The 19,254-nt window shown below is 68.4% G+C and carries 16 protein-coding genes; 9 read left to right on the plus strand and 7 right to left on the minus strand.

What is annotated here, in order from left to right:
- Nucleotides 1–2: 2 nt before the first annotated feature.
- Genes CLI93_RS11890 through CLI93_RS11900 form a run of 3 tightly spaced genes read right to left on the minus strand, consistent with a single transcriptional unit; the run spans nt 3 to nt 4,923 of the window.
- Complete coding sequence (locus CLI93_RS11890) at nt 3–1,838, minus strand: ABC transporter ATP-binding protein (protein WP_095542809.1); 1,836 nt, start codon at nt 1,836–1,838, stop codon at nt 3–5.
- A complete protein-coding gene (locus tag CLI93_RS11895; RefSeq protein WP_238945860.1) occupies nt 1,835–3,634 on the minus strand; it encodes an ABC transporter ATP-binding protein in 1,800 nt (599 codons plus the stop codon). Before CLI93_RS11895 ends, CLI93_RS11890 begins: the two co-directional genes overlap by 4 nt.
- Nucleotides 3,631–4,923 carry an MFS transporter gene (locus tag CLI93_RS11900; RefSeq protein ID WP_172425551.1) on the minus strand — a complete coding sequence of 431 codons (1,293 nt, stop codon included), beginning with the start codon at nt 4,921–4,923 and terminating at the stop codon, nt 3,631–3,633. Before CLI93_RS11900 ends, CLI93_RS11895 begins: the two co-directional genes overlap by 4 nt.
- Here CLI93_RS11900 and CLI93_RS15195 point away from each other — a divergent pair.
- Entirely contained in the window at nt 4,922–5,215 is a 294-nt protein-coding gene (locus CLI93_RS15195) for a hypothetical protein (protein ID WP_172424302.1), read from the plus strand. The genes CLI93_RS11900 and CLI93_RS15195 overlap by 2 nt on opposite strands.
- Nucleotides 5,173–6,138, plus strand: a complete 966-nt coding sequence (locus CLI93_RS11905) for a helix-turn-helix transcriptional regulator (protein ID WP_143326421.1) — start codon at nt 5,173–5,175, stop codon at nt 6,136–6,138. The genes CLI93_RS15195 and CLI93_RS11905 overlap by 43 nt, the downstream gene beginning before the upstream one ends.
- A 36-nt stretch (nt 6,139–6,174) precedes the next feature.
- Here the strand turns inward: CLI93_RS11905 and recJ are convergent, their stop codons facing one another.
- Together recJ and CLI93_RS11915 are read right to left on the minus strand one after the other, a co-directional pair.
- On the minus strand, nt 6,175–7,884 hold the full coding sequence (recJ, locus tag CLI93_RS11910) for a single-stranded-DNA-specific exonuclease RecJ (protein ID WP_095542812.1): 1,710 nt from the start codon (nt 7,882–7,884) through the stop codon (nt 6,175–6,177).
- Between the two features lie 60 nt (nt 7,885–7,944).
- Nucleotides 7,945–9,024, minus strand: a complete 1,080-nt coding sequence (locus CLI93_RS11915; protein ID WP_095542813.1) for a phosphoglycerate mutase — start codon at nt 9,022–9,024, stop codon at nt 7,945–7,947.
- A 122-nt stretch (nt 9,025–9,146) separates the two neighbouring features.
- Here CLI93_RS11915 and CLI93_RS11920 point away from each other — a divergent pair, with 122 nt between their 5' ends.
- Nucleotides 9,147–10,352, plus strand: coding sequence for a M20 aminoacylase family protein (locus CLI93_RS11920; RefSeq protein ID WP_095542814.1), 1,206 nt, complete (start codon nt 9,147–9,149; stop codon nt 10,350–10,352).
- Between the two features lie 57 nt (nt 10,353–10,409).
- On the opposite strand, the gene CLI93_RS11925 is transcribed toward CLI93_RS11920, so the two are convergent.
- A complete protein-coding gene (locus CLI93_RS11925; protein WP_238946633.1) occupies nt 10,410–11,432 on the minus strand; it encodes a Bug family tripartite tricarboxylate transporter substrate binding protein in 1,023 nt (340 codons plus the stop codon).
- Nucleotides 11,433–11,684: 252 nt separating this feature from the next.
- Between CLI93_RS11925 and rnhA the strand changes: the two genes are divergently transcribed.
- The 3 genes from rnhA (at nt 11,685) to CLI93_RS11940 (ending at nt 14,060) form a co-directional block, all read left to right on the plus strand.
- Nucleotides 11,685–12,125: a ribonuclease HI gene (gene rnhA, locus CLI93_RS11930; protein ID WP_095542840.1), complete on the plus strand. Its 441-nt coding sequence runs from the start codon at nt 11,685–11,687 to the stop codon at nt 12,123–12,125.
- 119 nt (nt 12,126–12,244) lie between these two features.
- On the plus strand, nt 12,245–13,408 hold the full coding sequence (locus tag CLI93_RS11935) for a methionine ABC transporter ATP-binding protein (protein ID WP_095542815.1): 1,164 nt from the start codon (nt 12,245–12,247) through the stop codon (nt 13,406–13,408).
- On the plus strand, nt 13,401–14,060 hold the full coding sequence (locus tag CLI93_RS11940) for a methionine ABC transporter permease (protein WP_095539106.1): 660 nt from the start codon (nt 13,401–13,403) through the stop codon (nt 14,058–14,060). Before CLI93_RS11935 ends, CLI93_RS11940 begins: the two co-directional genes overlap by 8 nt.
- 88 nt (nt 14,061–14,148) lie before the next feature.
- Here CLI93_RS11940 and CLI93_RS11945 read toward each other — a convergent pair whose 3' ends face one another.
- Nucleotides 14,149–15,288 (minus strand): aromatic ring-hydroxylating oxygenase subunit alpha, encoded by a 1,140-nt coding sequence (locus tag CLI93_RS11945; RefSeq protein WP_095542841.1) that lies wholly within the window; start codon nt 15,286–15,288, stop codon nt 14,149–14,151.
- A gap of 563 nt (nt 15,289–15,851) precedes the next feature.
- Between CLI93_RS11945 and xseB the strand changes: the two genes are divergently transcribed.
- The 3 genes from xseB (at nt 15,852) to dxs (ending at nt 19,199) form a co-directional block, all read left to right on the plus strand.
- A complete protein-coding gene (xseB, locus tag CLI93_RS11950) occupies nt 15,852–16,091 on the plus strand; it encodes an exodeoxyribonuclease VII small subunit (protein ID WP_095542816.1) in 240 nt (79 codons plus the stop codon).
- Nucleotides 16,092–16,138: 47 nt separating this feature from the next.
- Nucleotides 16,139–17,143, plus strand: a complete 1,005-nt coding sequence (locus tag CLI93_RS11955; RefSeq protein WP_420823124.1) for a polyprenyl synthetase family protein — start codon at nt 16,139–16,141, stop codon at nt 17,141–17,143.
- Nucleotides 17,144–17,231: 88 nt separating this feature from the next.
- On the plus strand, nt 17,232–19,199 hold the full coding sequence (dxs, locus tag CLI93_RS11960; RefSeq protein ID WP_095542817.1) for a 1-deoxy-D-xylulose-5-phosphate synthase: 1,968 nt from the start codon (nt 17,232–17,234) through the stop codon (nt 19,197–19,199).
- Nucleotides 19,200–19,254 lie beyond the last annotated feature (55 nt).

Here is a 19,254-nt window from a genome sequence, read left to right on the forward strand (position 1 = left end):
GTTCAGTCTCCTGTCGGTGAGGGGGTATGGGGGGATTGGCGGGATGGGCAAGATTCGGGCGCGCCGTGGGCGCTCCAGTGCTTGGCGTTTTCGCTGGCGCGCCACATGCGGGCGTAGCGCCCGTTGCCCGCGAGCAATTGCGCATGCCGGCCGCGCTCGGTGATGCGGCCTTCGTCCAGCACAAGAATCTGGTCGGCAGCGGCGATGGTGCTGAGGCGGTGGGCGATCACGATCACGGTGCGGCTGCGCACCAGCGCGTCGATGGCGGCCTGGACGGCGATTTCGCTTTCGGTATCCAGCGCGGCGGTGGGTTCGTCGAGGATGACGATGGGCGCGTCCTTGAGCATGGCGCGGGCGATGCTGATGCGCTGGCGTTCGCCGCCCGAGAGCCGCGCGCCGATCTCGCCCACGCGGGTGTCATAGCCTTGCGGCAATCGGCTGATGAACTCGTGGCAGCAGGCCGCTTGCGCCGCAGCGAGCACCTGCGCGTCGCTCGCCTCGGGCCTGGCCATGCGGATGTTGGCCAGGATGCTGTCGTCAAACAGATACACCTCCTGGAACACCACGGAAATCATCCCGTTGAGCTGCTCTGGCGTCAGGGCGCGCAGATCGGCGCCGCCGATGGTGATGCGCCCGGCCTGTGGATCGGCATGGCGCAGCAGCAGGCGCGCCAGCGTGCTTTTGCCGCTGCCCGAGGGGCCAACCAGCGCGGTCAGGCTGCGCTCTGGCAATTGGGCGCTGATGCCGTGCAAGGTCTGCGCGCTGGCATTGGCGTGGCGAAAGTCCAGGTTTTCGATGGCGATGGCAAAGCCTTGCGGCTGGGCCGCTGGCGTGGCCTGTGGCAGCGGGGCGATGCGCAGCAGGGCGTCGATCTTGCCCAGCGCCGCTTCAATCAGGTCGATGACCTTGGCGTACAGCACGAAGCTGGCCAATGGCTCGCCAAAGCGCACGGCCAGCACCATCAGGGCCGCGAGGATGGCGGTATCGAGCGCGCCAGCGGTGACCAGCAGCGCGCCCGCGCACACCACCAGCAGCACGGCCAGTTCCATCACGGCGGCCAGCACCAGATTGGGCCTGGCGCCTTTTTGCAGGCCGATGGTTTGCACGGCCTCCAGTTGCGCGATGCTGGCTTGCAGGCGTTGCGCGCCTTCGCCAGTGCAACAGGCCGCGCGCCAGGCGGGCAAGCCCTGGATGTATTCGAGCGCATCGGCGCTGGCGCGAGCGTTGGCCTCGGCCAACATGCGCATGCCGCGCCCGAAGGCCGGCCGCCGCCAGCGGTACAACGGCACGAGCAGCGGAAACACCAACAGCAACAGCAGGCCCATGCGCCAGTCGAAGTACAGCGCTGCCAGGGCCACGACCACAGGGGTAATCAGGGCGTTGGCCATCATCTGGGCCACGGTCAGCAGATAGCTGAGGTTTTCATCCACCCCTCCCAGCAGTGCGGCGTGGACTTCGCCCGCGCGGCGGCTTTGCAGCTCTTGCAGTGGGATACGGCGCAGTTGCTCGCCCAGGGCGGTGCGCAGCTCGTGGCTGTTTTGCACCATGTCGCCGCCGTAGTCGAAGGCCATGGCGCGCCAGCGCAATGCCATGCTGGCGATCATGGCCAGCGTCATGGCGACCAACCAGGGCCAGGCGGCACGCCAGTCGGGCGCGGGCATCAAGGACTGGAACAAGGGCATCAGGCAGGCCAGGGCCATACCCTGGGTGGCGCTGGCCAGCGCCAGGGCGATCAGGCTGGCGCGCAGGCGCGGCGCGCGCGAGCGGGCGCTGTGCATCAGTTGCCGCCAGGTCTGGCGCAAGGGGGTGATGCGAGGGGCGGACGCGGCGCGGTTCATGCCTGCTCTCCTTGTCGGCGTGATGCATGGCTTGCCGCATGATTGCCCGACAAGGCCCAGTCGCGCGCCTGTTCATGGTTGCGCCACAGGCGGGCGTACAGGCCGCCCTGCGCCAGCAGGGTGTCATGGCGGCCTTGCTCGGCCAGCCGCCCTTGCTGGAACACCAGAATCTGATCGGCCGTGCGAATGGTGGGCAGGCGATGCGCCACCATCAGCACGGTTTTGCCGCGCATGAGCTGCGCCAACGCGGCCACTATGGCGGCTTCGTTTTCCGCATCGGCGTAAGCCGTGGCCTCGTCCAGCACCAGAATCGGGCGGTTCTGCAAGATGGCCCGCGCAATGGCGATGCGCTGGCGCTGCCCGCCAGACAGATGCACGCCGCGCTCGCCCGCCTGCGTGTCATAGCCCTGCGGCAAGGCTTCGATGAATGCGTGCGCCTGGGCGCAGCGGGCGGCGGCGATCACCTCTTCCAGCGTGGCGTCTGGCACGCCCAGCCGGATGTTGTTGGCAATGGTGTCGGCCAACAGAAAAACGTCCTGAAACACGAAGCCGACCTGGCGCATCAGCACATCGGGCTGCATGTGGCGCACGTCCACGCCACCGACCAGAATGCGCCCGGCGCTCACATCCCAGAAACGCGGAATGAGTTGCGCCACGGTGCTTTTGCCCGCGCCCGATGGGCCAACCAGCGCGGTGACGCTGCCCGGCGGCGCCCGAAAGCCCACGCCCTGCAAGGCCAGCGGGCCATCGTCGCCGTAGCGGAAATCGACCTGCTCGAACACCACGCTGGCGTCGCGCGGCGTCTGCGCCTGACCCGGCGCGGGCAAGGGCAGCGGCGGCAGTTGCAGGATTTCATGGATGCGCTGGATGCTCATGTGCGTCTTGCCGATCAGATGCCGCAGCGCCATCAGCGGCATCAGCGCCTCGGCCATGCCCGTGCCAATCAGCAGCGCGGCCAGCCAGTGGGCGGCATCGAGCCTGCCTTGCGCCAGCAGCCACGCGCCCAGCCACAGCAGCGCCGCCAGGGTGGGCAAGGGGCTGAGGATGATTTGCGACAGGCGCGAGGGCAGGCCCGCCATGCGGTACCAGCGCAGCAGCACGGCGCGGTAGTCCTCCAGGGCGCGCTGGTAGCGCCCAAAGGTGGTCGCGCCGGTGTCGAAGCTGCGCACCACCGGCATGGCCTGCACGTACTCCACCACCGCGCCGGCCACGCGCTCGCCAGCCTCGTGGTAGCGACGCATCATCTGGGCGCTGCCGCGCCAGGCCAGCGCTACGGTGGCCATGCCGATGCCCAGCACGGCCGTGGCAGCCAGCGCCAGCCGCCAATCCAGCGCGTACAGCAGCACGCCGGTCAACAGCGGCGCGGCATAGGCCCGCGCGTACAGGGGCGTGGCATCGGCCACGAAAACATGCAGGGATTTGACGTCCTCCATCAGCACCTTGGTCAGCGCGGCGCTGCCCAGTTGCTGCACCTGGCCCAGCGGCACCTGGGCCAGATGGCCCGCCAGCGCGGTGCGCAGCAACGCCTCCAGGCGAAAGGCCGCGCAGTGCGAGACATGCGCGGCGCGCAGGCGCAGCGTGAAGGCCAGCACCGTCAGCAGCAGGCAGACCAGCAACGGTTGCCACGGGTACTGCCGGGGCGTTTGCAGCAGGGCGTGCATGGCCCAGGCCAGGGCCGCCATCGCGCCCAGCGCCGTGGCCGAAGTGATGGCGGACCAGGCCATGGCGCGGCGGATGCGGCCTTGCACCGGGCGCATGATGGCCCAGGCGCTGGGCCGGGTGGTGTTCTGGCTCATGGCGCGGCTCCTGCATTGGCGGCGCTGTCTTGGAACTGGCGTGCTTGCTGCTTTACCTGATGGCTCACCCGCACCATGACCAGCGCCGCCAGCAAGGCCGCCAGCGCAAAACAGGCGGCGTAGCCCAGGCGCTGCGACAGCCAGCCTCCCAGCACGCCGCCTGCCAGCGCCAGCAGCGCATCGGCGCTTTGGCACAGCGTGAAATCCACCCCCGGCTGCAAGGGCGATGCCAAGCCCATCAAGGCCGCATACAGCGCCACCCACAGGCAGGCCATGACGGTGAACATCAAGCCGATCAGCGCCACAAGAACCGCTGCGCTGGCGCTCGCCTCGGGCCGCGCCGCCAGCGTCAATGCCGCCAGCACGATGGCCTTGCAGCACATCGCCACAGCCACGGCGCGCCAGCCGGGGCAGCGCCGCACCAGCAAGCCGCCCACAATCGCGCCGCCCAGGCCAGCGCTCAGCTGCAGCGTGCCGAACACCCACCCCACCTGCTGCAAGTCCATGCCACGGTCGAGCAACAACGGCCCGAACATGCCCAGCGACAGCCGCACGCCCGCACTGCACAGCAACAACAGCATCAGGCCCGTGCGCAGCTCTGGGCGGCGCAGCGCGTGGGCGATGCCGGGGCGGTGCGCCAAGGTCTGGCAGGCAGGGCCGGCTGGCTCGCGCAGCATCAGCATGGGCAAGCTCAGCAACGCCATGAGCACGGCCGTCAGGCACAGCGCCATTGGCCAGCCCAGTCGGCCTGCGAGCAGCAAAAATCCGCCCGCGCCCAGCATCGCGCCCACATAACTGCCGCCCACCTGCACGGCATTGCCCCAGCCGCGCCAGCGCGCGCTGAGCTGCTCCACGGCAAAGCCGTCACAGGCCACGTCCGCCGTGGCAGCCACCAGCGCGGCCAGCAGCAGAGCCGCCAGCATCCAGGGCGCGTGCGCACTCAGCGTCATTGGCAGCAGCAGGCCCGCCAGCCCCAGCGCCGCCAGCACGGCGGCCATCAGCCATTGCCCGGTCAGCACCAGGGCGCGCGAGCGCCGTTGCGTTTGCCCGGCAGGCAGACGCCAGCGCTCGATGTGGGGCGCCCAGAAAAAACGCAGCCCCCAGGGCGCCCACAGCAAGGCCGTCAGCCCCGCCACGGTCAGCGAGGCCCCAGCATCGCGCAGCAGTGTGGGCAAGGCCTGCGTGACCAGCCCGGTGACGATGGTTTGCGTGACGTACACCCCGCCAATGGCGGCCAGCACATGCGGCCAGCCTGGCGGGATGCAGTGGGGTGAAGGGGAGGTGCCCATGGGCGAGAGCGGCGGCGGAAAAATGGAAAACGGATCGGCCATTGCAAACCGCAGCTGCGCGCATGGCGAGGATGACCTGGATGCCGAACTGCCATCTGCACCTGCCGATGCGCCTGCGGGCCGCGCCAAGCCTGTCGGGGAGCGCGCCATACAATCGTTTGCAATTACATGCGAATGCGTATCATCTTTTGAGCCGTTCGGGCCGATGCGCGGTTTCGGGGCGGAATTTGTCGATTACGGAAAATGCCTATGCACACACGCAATGCACCAGTGCAAGACCCGGCCCGGCTGATGGATAGCGCCTTGGGCGGCGTACCCCAGGCTTGGCGGCAGGCCATTTGGCTGGAGCGCCCCAACGAGGGCATCAACCTTTGCGGCATGAATGGGCTGCCTGGCGAGGACTGGGCCTTTGAATCCGCCTCGGCGCCTGCGCTGGCCTTGAGCATCCTGCTCGAAGGCCAGATGGAGGCCGCATTCGAGGACGGCGCCGCCTTTGGCCTGGGCGCGGGCCAGGCCTTGCTGATGGCCGCTGGCCAGCACACCCGCGGCTGGAACGTGCTCTCTGGCGCCGGGCCGTTTCGCCTGCTCAATCTGCACTTGAGCCCGCAGGCGCTGCGGGGCCTGACCGGCATGGGCATGCAGGACATGCAGGCCCTGCTGCGCCAGGCCCGCCATGGCATGCGCCACCTCGACGCCTGTGCGACCGTGCTGCCGGTGTTCAGTCAGTTGCAGCGCATCGCCGTGGAGCTGGCGCGCCAGCAGAGCTGCTTGCCCGATTGCAAGGCCAAGAGCGCCTTGCTGTGCGCCAAGGCCGCCGAGGCCCTGGCCGCCGTGCTCCAGCATTGCAGCATTGAGCAGGGCCACGCCCAATTGCGGCGCGCTGTGCCGGCCGACCGGCCCCGGCTGCTGCGGGCCAATGCCCTGCTGGAGAGCGCCTGCGAGCAGCCCTGGAGCGTGGCCGCGCTGGCCCAGGCCGTGGGCCTGAACGAGAAGCGCCTGCAAGCGGGTTTTCAGGCGCTATACGCATGCAGCGTGCACGAGCGTTTGACCGCCATCCGGCTGGATCTGGCCCAGAACCTGCTGGCCCAGGGCCACTCCATCGCCCAGACTGCGCAGCGCTGCGGCTTTGGCAGCGCAAGCCATTTCAGCAAGGTCTTCAGCCGCCAGCTGGGAATGCCGCCCAGGCAGTGGGCCAGCGGCCAGCTGGGCCAATAGCCTCCTATACCGTCATTTCCATCACTGTGACGGCGCTCAATCGGCCATGGCTTCGACCAGAAAGCGCAGGCGTTTGCGGCCCATCCATTCGTCGGTCTCCAGCCGGTAGGCCAGCTCGGCCTGTTCGGGCAGGCGTTCGGTGCGACCGAACCAGATGCCTTCGACCACCTGGCCGTGGTGCAGCACTTTCAGCGCCATGTGGCGGCTGGCGACCACGCGCTGCTCCAGCACGTGCAGCGGCTCCATGAACAGCGGGGCGGCAAAGCCCTGGCCCCAGACTTGGGTTTGCAGCAGTTCGGCCGTTTCGATGCTGCGGTATTGCGCCGGCAGCGGGCCGTCGCACCAGGTCTGGCCGTGCAGGGCGGCTTCGTCCAGCCATTCTTCGGCGATGCGTTGCAGCGCGTCCTGAAAGATGGGCAGGGCCTGGCTGCGCAGCGTGCAGCCGGCGGCCATGGCGTGGCCGCCGAATTTTTCCAGCACACCGGGGTGGCGCTTGGCCAGCAGATCCAGCGCGTCGCGCAGGTGAAAGCCGGCGATGGAGCGGCCCGAGCCTTTGAGTAGGCCGGCGCCGTCCTCGGCGGCGCTGGGGGCGAAGACGAAGGTGGGGCGGTGAAATTGCTCCTTGACGCGCGCGGCGACGATGCCAACCACGCCTTCGTGAAAGCCGCCGTCGCTGACGGTGATGGCCGCGGGCAGGCGGGGGGCGCGGGCCAGGTTTTGCAGCACGCTGCCGATGGCCACTTGCTTCATGTCCGCTTCCAGGTCGCGGCGCAGGCGGTTGATGTCGTCGAGCATCTGCGCCAGCTCGGCGGCGCGCTGGGCGTCGTCGGTGAGCAGGCATTCGATGCCGATGGTCATGTCCGTCAGGCGGCCGGCGGCGTTCAGGCGCGGCGCCAGCGCAAAGCCCAGGTCGCTGGCGTGGGCGCGCGCCGGGTTGCGGCGGCCGAGCTCGAACAGCGCGGCCATGCCAGCGGGCATGTGCCCGGCGCGGATGCGCGCCAGCCCCTGGCTGGCCAGCAGGCGGTTGTTGGCGTCCAGCGGCACGACGTCGGCCACGGTGCCCAGCGCCACCAGCGGCAGCAGGCTGTCCAGCCTTGGCTGGTTGTGCGCCGTGAACTGGCCGCGCTCGCGCAGCAGGCTGCGCAGCGCCAGCAGGGTGTAGAACATCACGCCCACGCCGGCCAGGTGTTTGCTGGGGAAGGCGCAGCCGGGCTGGTTGGGGTTGACCAGTGCGTCGGCCTGCGGCAGGGCCGGGCCGGGCAGGTGGTGGTCGGTGATCAGCACCTGCATGCCCAGCGCGCGTGCGCGGGCCACGCCTTCGATGCTGGCGATGCCGTTGTCCACCGTCACCAACAGCTGCGTGCCGCTGGCGTGCATGCGCTCGGCCAGCCGGGGGGTGAGGCCGTAGCCGTCTTCGATGCGGTTGGGCACCAGGTAGTGCAGGTCTTGCGCGCCAAGCATGCGCAGCCCGCGCAGCGCCACGGCGCAGGCGGTGGCGCCGTCGCAGTCGTAGTCGGCCACGATGCCGATGCGCTGGCGCTGGGCGATGGCCTGGGCCAGCAGGGCGGCGGCGCTGGCCGCGCCCTTGAGCGTGGTCGGTGGCAGCAGGGCCTGCAGCCGGGTGTCCAGCTCGCGGGCATCGGCAATGCCGCGTGCGGCATAGAGTTGGGCCAGCAGCGGCGCAATGCCGGCTTGCTGCAGGGCCTGCTGGGCTTGCGGGGCTGTGGGGCGCTGGCGGTATTTCAAGGCGGGGCTGTCCTGTTGGGCTGTGCTGTGATCGAGGTGTTCGGGGCGCTGGCGGCCGATCTACAGTTGCTGCAGCAGCTGCATGGCAGCGTCGCGCGGGCGCAGGCCCAGGGCCTGGCGCAGGCGCTGGAGCCAGTGCGGCGCCTGCGGCCTGAGCCAGGCGGCGCGCCGCTCGCCGGCCAGCAGCAGTTGCCAGGCCGGGCCTTCGGCGCTGGGCGGCGTGGCCAGCAACTGTTGCAGCAGGCTGGCGTCCAGCGCCTGCCATTGCGCAGCCCAGGCGTGGAAGTCGCCCGCCAGGGCGGCGTCGCGCAGCGCCGTGTACTGCTGGATGTGGGCCAGGCGCGGCTGGGCGGCGCTGGCCTGCGGCGGCACCACGCCCGTGCCGGAGAACCACAGCGCGTTGACCGGGGCCAGGCCTTGTGCGGCGCGCTCGTCGTTGACGGGGTGGGTGTAGAGCAGCATTTGCGCCTCGGTCTGCAGGCGTTGCAAGGTGCTGGCCGGGCCGCGTGCGCCGCCCAGGCCGGGCAGCCAGTGGCGCACATCCTGGCCGATGACGCGCTCCAGCGAGGGCATGGCCAGTCCTGCCAGCCACGGCGCCTGCGCCAGCCATTGGCCATCGGGCAGCGGCCACAGTTGCAGGCCATCCTCGGCCTGGCCTTGTGCGTCGTCGCTCCACAGCGCGCGCAGCGCCGCCAGCAGCGCGGCGTTGTGCGCCGGGCTGAGCGCCAGCTGGGCTGGGTCGTGCAGCACGATGGCATCGGTGCGGATCTGCAAGTGGCAGGGGGTGACCAGCGCCCAGCCCTGGCCGGGCTGCACGGCCAGGCCATGCTGCAAGGCGCGCAGCGCCGCCAGCGCGGGCAGGCCCTGGGCGGCGCCGGGTGCGTTTGCCGCAGCCGTGGCGGCAGCGGCAGCGGCCTCGGCCGTATCGGGCCAGGCTGCCTGCAGCAGTGCCAGCTCGTGGGGCATGAGCGGGCTGTCGCTTGGCAGTTCCAGCCACTGCGGCGCAGCCACCTGGCCCAGCAGGGCCTGCAGCGCCGGCAGTTGCAGCTGCGCGCCGCTGGCCGAGGAAAAGGCCTGCATGCCATGCACGGCGGCAAAGGGCAGGATGTGGGTGACGATGGGCATGACGGCTGCGGGCATGGGCGTGTTGACGGGCGCGATTGTCGCGCAAGCTGGGTCGCAGCGCGGGGCTGTTGCTGCTTTTCGGCTGTTCTTGCACGGGCTCCTACAATGCCCGGCTTTCGATTGCATCAGGAGAGCCCATGTCCCCCATTGCTGCCATTGCTGCGCGCCATGACGAGTTGACGGCCATCCGCCGCGATCTGCATGCTCACCCGGAGCTGGGGTTCGAGGAATTTCGCACAGCCGGGCTGGTGGCCGACAGGCTGCGCAGCTGGGGTATTGAGGTGCACACGGGCCTGGCGCGCACCGGGGTGGTGGGGCTGATCGAGGGCCGGCATGTTGCGCCGCAGCCGCGCATGCTGGGGTTGCGCGCGGACATGGACGCGCTGCCGATGGACGAGCACAACCGCTTTGCCCACGCCAGTCGCATGCCCGGGCGCATGCACGCCTGCGGCCACGATGGGCACACGGCCATGTTGCTGGGCGCGGCGCAGTACTTGGCGCAGACGCGCGATTTCGCTGGCACGGTGGCGCTGATCTTCCAGCCGGCTGAGGAGTTCGGCGGCGGTGCGGACGTGATGCTGCGTGAGGGGCTGCTGCAGCGCTATCCGCTGGAGGCGGTGTTCGGCATGCACAACATGCCGGGCATTGCGGCGGGCTCGTTTGCGCTGTCCAGCGGGCCGGTGCTGGCTTCCAACAGCGAGTTCAAGATCACGCTGCAGGGCAAAGGCGGGCACGCGGCCATGCCGCATCTGGCGGTCGATCCCATCGTCGTGGCTGGGCAGTTGATCGGCGCGTTGCAAAGCATCGTCAGCCGCAGCAAGCCGCCGCTGGAGTCGGCCGTGGTTTCGGTGACGACACTGCAGGCCGGCGATACCTTCAACGTCATCCCGGAGCAGTGCCGCATGGGCGGCACGGTGCGCGCCTACACCGAGCCGGTGCTGGACGTGATCGAGCAGCGCATGCGCGAGCTGGTGGAGTTCACGGCCCGCGCCCACGGCGCCAATGGGCAGCTGGAGTTCAACCGCATCTACCCGGCAACCGTCAACCACGAAGCGCAGACGGCGTTCGCACAGGCGGTGCTGCAGGAGCTGGTCGGGCCGCAGCGCGTGCTGCGCCAGACGCCCATCATGGCCGCCGAGGACTTTGCCTTCATGCTGCAGAAAGTCCCGGGCTGCTATGCCTTCATCGGCAATGGCGATGGAGGCCATCGCCTTGACGGCCATGGCGATGGCCCTTGCCTGGTGCACAACCCGAGCTACGACTTCAACGATGCCATCCTGCCGTTGGGGGCCAGCTATCTGGCGCGGCTGGCCGAGCGCTGGCTGGCGCCTGCGGCGGCTTGATTGGCGGCTTGAGGGGCCGCCCCAGCCGCCGCGCGCAGCCGCAAGCGGCGCCCCACATCAATCGGGCAGGATGCCGAGTTTTTGCAGCTGTGGGCCCCAGTGGCTGCGCTCCTGCTCAATGCGCTGCGCGAACGCGGTCGCGCTCTCGTGCAGCGGGATGGAGCCGTTGCGGCGCATGGTGTCGATAAAGCCTGGGTCGCGCAGGGCCTGGCCAATGGCCTGGTTGAGCTGCTCGACCACCGCCTGCGGCGTGCCCGCCGGGGCCGCCACGCCCAGCCAGACGGCGCTTTCAAAGCCGGGGTAGCCGGCCTGCTCCAGCGTGGGCGCGCCGGCAAAGCTGGGGCTGTCCACTTTGGGGCTGACGGCCAGCACCTTCAGGCGCTGTTGGCGCACCATGGGCTCGACCAGCGCCGTGCCGGCAAAGTACAGCTGCGTGTCGCCTGCCAGCGTGGCCGTCAGCGCGTCCGGGCCAGTCTTGAAAGGAATGTGCTGCAGCTCGATGCCCGCCTGGCGGCGCCAGAACTCGAACAGCACGTGCGGCGGGCTGCCATTGCCCGAGCTGGCATAGTTCAGCACGCCGGGCTGCGCCTTGGCTTTTTCGACCAGCTCGGCCACGTTGGCCGCACCCAGGCCGGGGTGGGCCACCAGCGCCATGGGCAGCACGGCAATGGGGCTGACGGGCAGCAGGTCGCGCGCGGGCTCATAGCTCAGCTTGGGGAAGATGTAGGGGCTCCAGACCGCATGGGCGTTGGTGATGATGGCCAGCGTGTGGCCGCTGGGCTCGCTCTCCTTGAGCTGCTTCATGGCCACCATGCCGCCTGCGCCAGGGCGGTTGTCCACCACCACCGGCTGGCCCAGCGTGGCGTGCAGCTTCTCGGCCAGCGGGCGGGCAAACAAATCGGGCAGGCTGCCGGCGCCGCCGTTGACGATCAGCGTCACCGTGCGGCTGGGGAATGGGGCAGCTGCCTGCTGGGCCTGGGCCAGCGCCGGCATGGCCAGCAAAGCAGGCAGGGCAGCGCACAGGGCGCGCCGCAGCAGGCCAGAGCGGGTTGGTGATTTCAAAGGGCGAATAGGGCTCACAAAAACTCCTTAAACGGGCAGGGTGGATGGGCCGCCGGCCAGGCCGACCGGCGCGTTGCAATCAGGCCGCCACCATACATGAGCTGCAAGTGGTTTTGATGCTCAGTCTCAATCCTTTTTCTGGCGCTGCAAATTCCCTGGATGGCCAGGGCGCAAGTTCATCCCTGGTAACGCAGCCGCATAGAATGCGCGCTTTTGCCGCGGCTTTGGCGCGGCCAGCGTTTTGTTTTCCTTGCTGATATGCCCCCCGCCCTGAACGAGGTCACGATCTACACCGATGGCGCCTGCAAAGGCAACCCCGGCGCGGGCGGTTGGGGGGCGCTGCTGCAGTCGCAGGGGCACAGCAAGGAGATCTGGGGCGGCGAGCGCAGCACCACCAACAACCGCATGGAGCTGCGCGCCGTGATCGAGGCCCTGGCCTTGCTCAAGCGCCCCTGCCGCATCACGCTGTATCTGGACAGCGAGTACGTGCGCAAGGGCATCACCGAATGGATCCATGGCTGGAAGGCCAGGGGCTGGCAGACGGCGAGCAAGCAGCCGGTCAAGAATGCCGAGCTGTGGCGCGAGCTCGATGCGCTGGTGCACGAGCGCGGCCACCAGATCGACTGGCGCTGGGTCAAGGGCCATGCAGGCATTGCCGGCAACGAGCGCGCCGATGCGCTGGCCAACCGTGGCGTTGAGGAGCTGGCCTGAACCTGCCGCCAGGGTCTGGCAAGCCTGACCCTGGCGTGGCCTGGGCGGGTGTGGGCGCGTTGGCCGCACAGGCCGCCCCATGATTCCCTGTGAATGCCCTTGATGAATGAGAGTAAGAAATGACGCATGAAGCCATGCCGCCGCAGCCGCCGCGGCCCCTTGGTCATGCCGATGCGGCCGTGGTGTTCGAGGGCGTGGGCAAGACCTACCAGTCCTCGGCCGGGCCCTTGCAGGCGCTGGCCGGCATTGACCTGGCCATTGCGCGCGGCAGCGTGTTCGGCATCATTGGCCGCAGTGGCGCGGGCAAGTCCAGCCTGCTGCGCACCATCAACCGGCTCGAAGAGCCCACCGAGGGCCGCGTGCTGGTCGAGGGCGTGGATATTGGCCGTCTGTCGCAGCATGAGCTGGTGCGCCAGCGGCGGCGCATTGGCATGATCTTCCAGCACTTCAACCTGCTGGCCTTCAAGACCGTGTGGGACAACGTGGCGCTGCCCATGCAGGTGGCCGGCTGCAGCGCGGCGCAGACCCATGCGCGCGTGCAAGAGCTGCTGGAGCTGGTGGGCCTGGCCGACAAGAAATCCATGTACCCGCGCCAGCTCTCGGGCGGGCAAAAGCAGCGCGTGGGCATTGCCCGGGCGCTGGTGCACAACCCGCCGATCCTGCTGTGCGATGAGGCCACCTCGGCGCTGGACCCGGAGACCACGCAGGCCATCTTGCAGTTGCTGCGCGACATCAATCGCCGCCTGGGCATTACCGTCATCCTCATCACGCACGAGATGAGCGTGATCCGTGAGATTGCCGATCATGTGCTGGTGCTGGAGCAAGGCCGCATTGCCGAACTGGGCCCGGTCTGGCAGGTGTTTGGCGCGCCGCAGCACCCGGCCACGCAGGCGCTGCTGGCGCCGCTGCAGCAGCAACTGCCCGATGAATTGCGCGCGCGGCTGCTGCCCCAGGCCCCGGCCGATGGCGCAGGCCATGCGCGCGTGCTGCAGCTGGGCTACACCGGGGCGGGCGCTCTGGAGCCCGACCTGCTGCGCATTGCCCAGGCGCTGCCTGGCCCGGTGCGCCTGCTGCACGGCGGGGTCGATCGCATTCAGGGCCATGCCTACGGGCGCTTGCTGCTGGCCGTGGGCGGCAGCGCCCCCTTGCCCGATTTGCAGGCCCTGTGCCAGGGCGAGCAGGCCATCGCTCATCACGCCCAGCTGTTGGGCCATATCGCGCTGGAGCACGTCGCGCTGGGCGATGCCGGCCCGGCCGCAAATTCAGGAGAGCGCCATGTTTGAACTCAGCATTCCGCTGGCCACTTACTGGCAGGCCTTGCTGGATACGCTGCTGATGGTGTCCGTCTCGGGCGCCATCGTGCTGCTGGGCGGTATCCCCATGGCCTTGCTGCTGATCCTCACGGCGCCGGGCGGGCTGCTGGCCTCGCCGGCGGTGCACCGCGTATTTGGCGCAGTCGTCAACGGCTTTCGCGCCGTGCCCTTCATCGTGCTGCTGGTGGCGCTCTTGCCAGTCACGCGCTATCTGGTGGGCACCTCCATCGGCGTGTGGGCCGCCATCGTGCCGCTGTCCATCAGCGCCACGCCGTTCTTTGCCCGCATTGCCGAAGTCAGCCTGCGCGAGGTGGACCGCGGCCTGGTCGAAGCGGCCCAGGCCATGGGCTGCCGCAAATGGCACATCGTGCGCCATGTCTATCTGCCCGAGGCCTTGCCCGGCATCATTGGCGGCTTCACCGTCACGCTGGTGGCGCTGATCAGCTACACCGCCATGGCTGGCGCGGTGGGCGCGGGCGGGCTGGGCGATCTGGCGATCCGCTACGGCTACCAGCGTTTTGACAACCAGGTCAGCCTGATCGTCATCGCCATCCTGATCGTGCTGGTGACGCTGGTGCAGTGGCTGGGCGATGCCTATGTGCACTGGCTCAAGCACCGCTGAGCCAGCGCCTGCGCAAAAACAAAGCCCGTGCCGCTCTCACTTGCCGGCACGGGCTTTGTCTTTTGTGGGTTAGCGCTTTGAACACGCTCTAGCCTGTCGCGTCCTCGAAGGCCATGGCGCGGCGGTACCACTCGTGGAAGTGCTGCATGCCATCTTCCATCGGGCTTTGGTAGGGGCCGACTTCGTTGTCGCCGCGTGCGAACAAGGCCTTGCGGCCGGCGTCCATGCGCTCGCCGATTTCATCGTCCTCGATGGCTGTTTCCATGTAGGCCGCACGCTGCGCCTCGACGAATTCGCGCTCGAAGGCGACGATTTCCTCGGGGTAGTAGAACTCCACCACGTTCATGGTCTTGTCCACGCTGATGGGGTGCAGCGTGGAGACCGTCAGCACGTGCGGGTACCACTCGATCATGATGTGCGGGTAATAGGTCAGCCAGATGGCGCCGTGCTCGGGCAGGCGGCCTTCGTTGTAGCGCAGCAGCACCTCGTGCCAGCGCTGGTAAACAGCGCTGCCCGATTGCTTGAGCGCATTGGCCACGCCCACGGTCTGCACGGAGTATTCCTGCCCGAACTCCCAGCGCAGATCGTCGCAGGTGACGAAGTTGCCCAACCCGGGGTGGAAGGGGCCGACGTGGTAGTCCTCCAGATAGACCTCGATGAAGGTCTTCCAGTTGTAGTTGCACTCGTGCATTTCCACGTGGTCCAGCGCAAAGCCCTCGAAGCTCAGTGCGTGGCGCGGGCCCAGCCGGGCCAGGTCAGCGGCGATGTCGCGGCCGTTGTCCTCGAACAGCAGGCCGTTCCACTCGCGCAGCCGGTACTGGTTGAGGTTCAGGCACGGGTCTTGCGGGAAATGCGGCGCGCCCAGCAGCGTGCCGTTTTCGCTGTAGGTCCAGCGATGCAGCGGGCAGACGATGTTGCCTGCCGCACTGCCCTTGGCGTTGTTTTGCAGATTGCCGCGGCCTTGCAGCATCACGGCCTGGCGGTGGCGGCAGACGTTGGAGATCAGCGCCACGGAGCCATCGCGCTGGCGCACCAGCGCGCGGCCTTGCTGCTCTTGCGGCAGGGCAAAGTAGTCGCCGGGCTCGGGCACGGCCAGCTGGTGGCCCATGTAGCGCGGCCCGGCGGCAAACAGGGTTTGCAACTCACGCTGGAACAGCGCTTGGTCGAAATAGCTGGAGACGGGCAACTGGCTTTTGGCCTGCTGCAGGGGAAGACTCAAATCAGACATCGCATCCTGATCCATGGACGACTCGAACAAGCCCGGTGCGTCTGGGCCGGGCCGCTGGTGCCGCGCGCCACAGTGGGCCTGGCGCGGCCACTGTTGGCATGGGCTTTCGTCATTTCGAGCGGCGCGCGAAAGTGGGAAACTTCATTGAAGGCGCACGACGAAAAAACAAGCCGGTCAATGCAATGCACCGCCCGGCCCTGTTCAACGAGAGGCGATTCTATCAGTGCCCCCCAAGGAGGGAAAAGCGCGCTGAATGCTTGAGCAGCGCCTACGTGAATTGCCATTGCAGGCCAGGCTATGGCGCTCGCTGCAGAGAGCCGGTTCCAAGTCTTGGCGCACGACAGGCAAGAAAGCAAATGGGGTGGCCTGCAGCGTTGAAGGCTTTGCCATGGCTGGGACCATGGCTGCGAGATAGTGCGCAAGGCGGCGCCCTGCAACCCATCCCGAACCGCTTTTTGCCCGATTGCGCCAAGACTTTGAGCAAGCTCTTAAAATCCGCCGTTTTCGTTCGCTCGGCGTGCGTGCCCGCCCAAGGCCCGCCTGGTGTTTTCTTTTTCTGTGCCATGAACGCTGCCAAGTCCAAGAAGAATGAGCCCGCCAGCTACGAGGCGGCCATGCAAGAGCTGGAGCATTTGCTGGGCCAGATCGAATCGGGCGCCCTGCCACTGGAGCAGTTGCTGGCAGGCTACCAGCGCGGCGCGCAGCTGCTGGCCTTTTGCAGCGAACGGTTGCAGCAGGTGCAGGCGCAGGTGCAGATCCTGGACGGACAGCTGGTGCGCCCGTTGGGCGAGCAAGAGGACTGAGCCCGCCCCGCCGCCTAGGCGCAAGCGTTTTTCGGAGACCCATTGCCTTGACCTCATCTGCCCCCACGCCCCATGCCCGCCTGGCCGCTGCGCCAGGCCGGGCCGTCAGTGCTCAGCAGGACTTTCCTGAATGGCTGGCCCGGCATGCGCAATGGGTGGAGCAGGCTCTGGAGCATTTCGTGCCGCTGGCTGCGCCTACGGATTTGAGCCAGGCCATGCGCTATGCAGTGCTGGGCGGTGGCAAGCGCCTGCGCGCCTTGCTGGTGCTGGCTGCGCAGCAGGCCGTGGCGGCTGGCCGCGCCGATGAGCAGCCCGCTTGGCAGGAGGCTGCGCTGCGCAGCGCCTGCGCCATCGAGCTGATCCACGCCTATTCGCTGGTGCACGACGACATGCCCTGCATGGACAACGACGTGCTGCGCCGTGGCAAGCCCACGGTGCACGTGCAGTTCGGCCAGGCCACGGCGCTGCTGGCAGGTGATGCCATGCAGGCCCTGGCCTTCGAGCTGCTCACCCCCCAGGCGGACGATGCCGTGAGCACGCTGCATGGCGCGGCCATTGCGCCAGCCGTGCAGGCGCGCCTGTGCGCGCTGCTGGCGCGTGCGGCTGGCCCGGCCGGCATGGCCGGCGGCCAGGCCATCGACCTGGCGCACGTGGGCAAGCCCATGGATCAGCAGCAATTGCAGCACATGCACGAGCTCAAGACTGGCGCGCTGCTACAGGCCAGCGTGCTGATGGGGGCGCACTGCGTGCCCGATGCCCCAGTGCAGGCTCTGCAGGCGCTGGGGCGCTATGGTCAGGCACTGGGTTTGGCCTTCCAAGTGGTGGACGACGTGCTCGATGCGACGGCCGACTCCAGCGTGTTGGGCAAGACCGCCGGCAAGGATGCGGCCGACAACAAGCCCACTTACGTGTCGCTGCTGGGCGTGCAGGCCGCGCAGGCCTTGGCGCGACAATTGCACGCGCAGGCCGAGGCCGCGCTGGATGAGGCAGGTCTGCCCGATGTGGCTGCGCTGCGTGCACTGGCGGCCTGGGTGGTGCAGCGCAGCCACTGAGGTCAAGCTGCCCCGACGAACCGATGAGTGATTCCCCCGCCGCGCCGAGCGCAGCCCAGCAACGCAAGTACAACAAGAGCAAGACACCATGAGCGATACCGGCAGTCCCGCAAGCCCCTCCACCGCCCCAGAGCCAGGCAGCGTCGGCGATCCCTATGCGCTGCTGCAAGGCATCGACAGTCCGGCCGCGCTGCGTCGCCTGCCGCGCGAGCAGCTCAAGGAGCTGGCTGGGCAGCTGCGCGCCTTCGTGCTCGAGAGCGTCTCCAAGACTGGCGGCCACCTCAGCTCCAACCTGGGCACGGTGGAGCTGACGGTCGCGCTGCACTACGTGTTCAATACGCCCGAGGATCGGCTGGTCTGGGACGTGGGCCACCAGACCTATCCGCACAAGATCCTCACCGGCCGGCGCGAGCGCATGGCCACGCTGCGCCAGCTCGGCGGCCTGTCGGGCTTTCCGCTGCGCAGCGAAAGCGAGTACGACACCTTCGGCACGGCGCATTCGAGCACCAGCATCTCGGCGGCGCTGGGCATGGCGCAGGCCGCAGCCCTCAAGGGCGAGGACCGCTGGGCCGTGGCCGTGATCGGCGACGGCGCCATGACCGCCGGCATGGCCTTCGAGGCGCTGAACAACGCCGGCGTGGCCGAAGGCGGGCGGCTGCTGGTGGTGCTCAACGACAACGACATGAGCATCAGCCCGCCGGTGGGGGCGCTCAATCGCTACCTGGCCCAGTTGATGAGCGGGCAGTTCTACGCCGCCGCCAAGAACGTGGGCAAGACGGTGCTCAAGCCCGTGCCGCCGCTGCTGGAGCTGGCGCGGCGCTTTGAGCAGCAGGCCAAAGGCATGGTCGTGCCGGCCACGCTGTTCGAGAAATTCGGCTTCAACTACATCGGCCCCATCGACGGTCACGACCTGGATTCGCTGATCCCTACGCTGGAAAACCTGCGCCATCTGCAAGGCCCGCAGTTCTTGCACGTGGTCACCAAGAAAGGGCAGGGCTACAAACTGGCCGAGGCCGACCCCGTGGCCTACCACGGCCCCTCCAAGTTCGACCCCTCGGTGGGCATCGTCAAGCCGAAGACGCCGCCCAAGCCCACCTTCACGCAGATCTTTGGCCAGTGGCTGTGCGACATGGCCGAGCAAGACCAGCGCCTGATCGGCATCACGCCCGCCATGCGCGAAGGCTCGGGCATGGTGGAGTTCCACCAGCGCTTTCCCAAGCGCTATTACGACGTGGGCATTGCCGAGCAGCACGCCGTGACCTTCGCCGCCGGCTTGGCCACCGAGGGCCTCAAGCCCGTGGTGGCCATTTACTCCACCTTTCTGCAGCGCGCCTACGACCAGCTCATCCACGACGTGGCGTTGCAAAACCTGCCGGTGGTGTTCGCGCTGGACCGCGCCGGCTTGGTTGGCGCCGACGGCGCCACGCACGCTGGCGCCTACGACATTGCCTACGTGCGCTGCATCCCCAACATGGCCATGGCTTGCCCGGCCGACGAGCGCGAATGCCGCCAACTGTTGAGCACTGCTTACGCGCAGAATCACCCCGTATGCGTGCGCTACCCGCGCGGCGCTGGCGTGGGCGCCGAGCCCCTGGCCGACCTGCAGCCGCTGCCTTATGGCCAGGGCGAGCTGCGCCGCCAGGCCAGCGCCCAGGCCAAGCCTGGGCAGCGCATTGCCATCCTGGCCTTTGGCACGCTGCTGTACCCGGCGCTGGCTGCGGCCGAGCGCCTCGATGCCAGCGTGGCCAACATGCGCTGGGCCAAGCCGTTGGACGAAGCCCTGCTGTTGCAGCTGGCGCAAAGCCACGATGTGCTCGTTACAGTGGAAGAGGGCTGCATCATGGGCGGCGCAGGCAGCGCCGTGCTTGAAACCCTGCAACAAGCCGGTTTGCCGCGCCCAGTGCTGCAGCTGGGCCTGCCCGATCAATTCATCGCGCACGGCGATCCTGCCAGGCTGCTGGCGCAATGCGGTCTGGACGAGCACGGCATTGAACGCCAGATCCGCGCCTGGCTGGCCGCAGACCCTGCCGCCGCAGCCGTGGCGGCGGCATCGTGACGGCATAGTGATGATTCGGGCCTGACTCACATGCACACTGTGCATTGGTTGCCCA

Origin of the sequence: Vandammella animalimorsus (assembly GCF_002288875.1) — a bacterium.
GTDB lineage: Bacteria > Pseudomonadota > Gammaproteobacteria > Burkholderiales > Burkholderiaceae_C > Lampropedia > Lampropedia animalimorsus.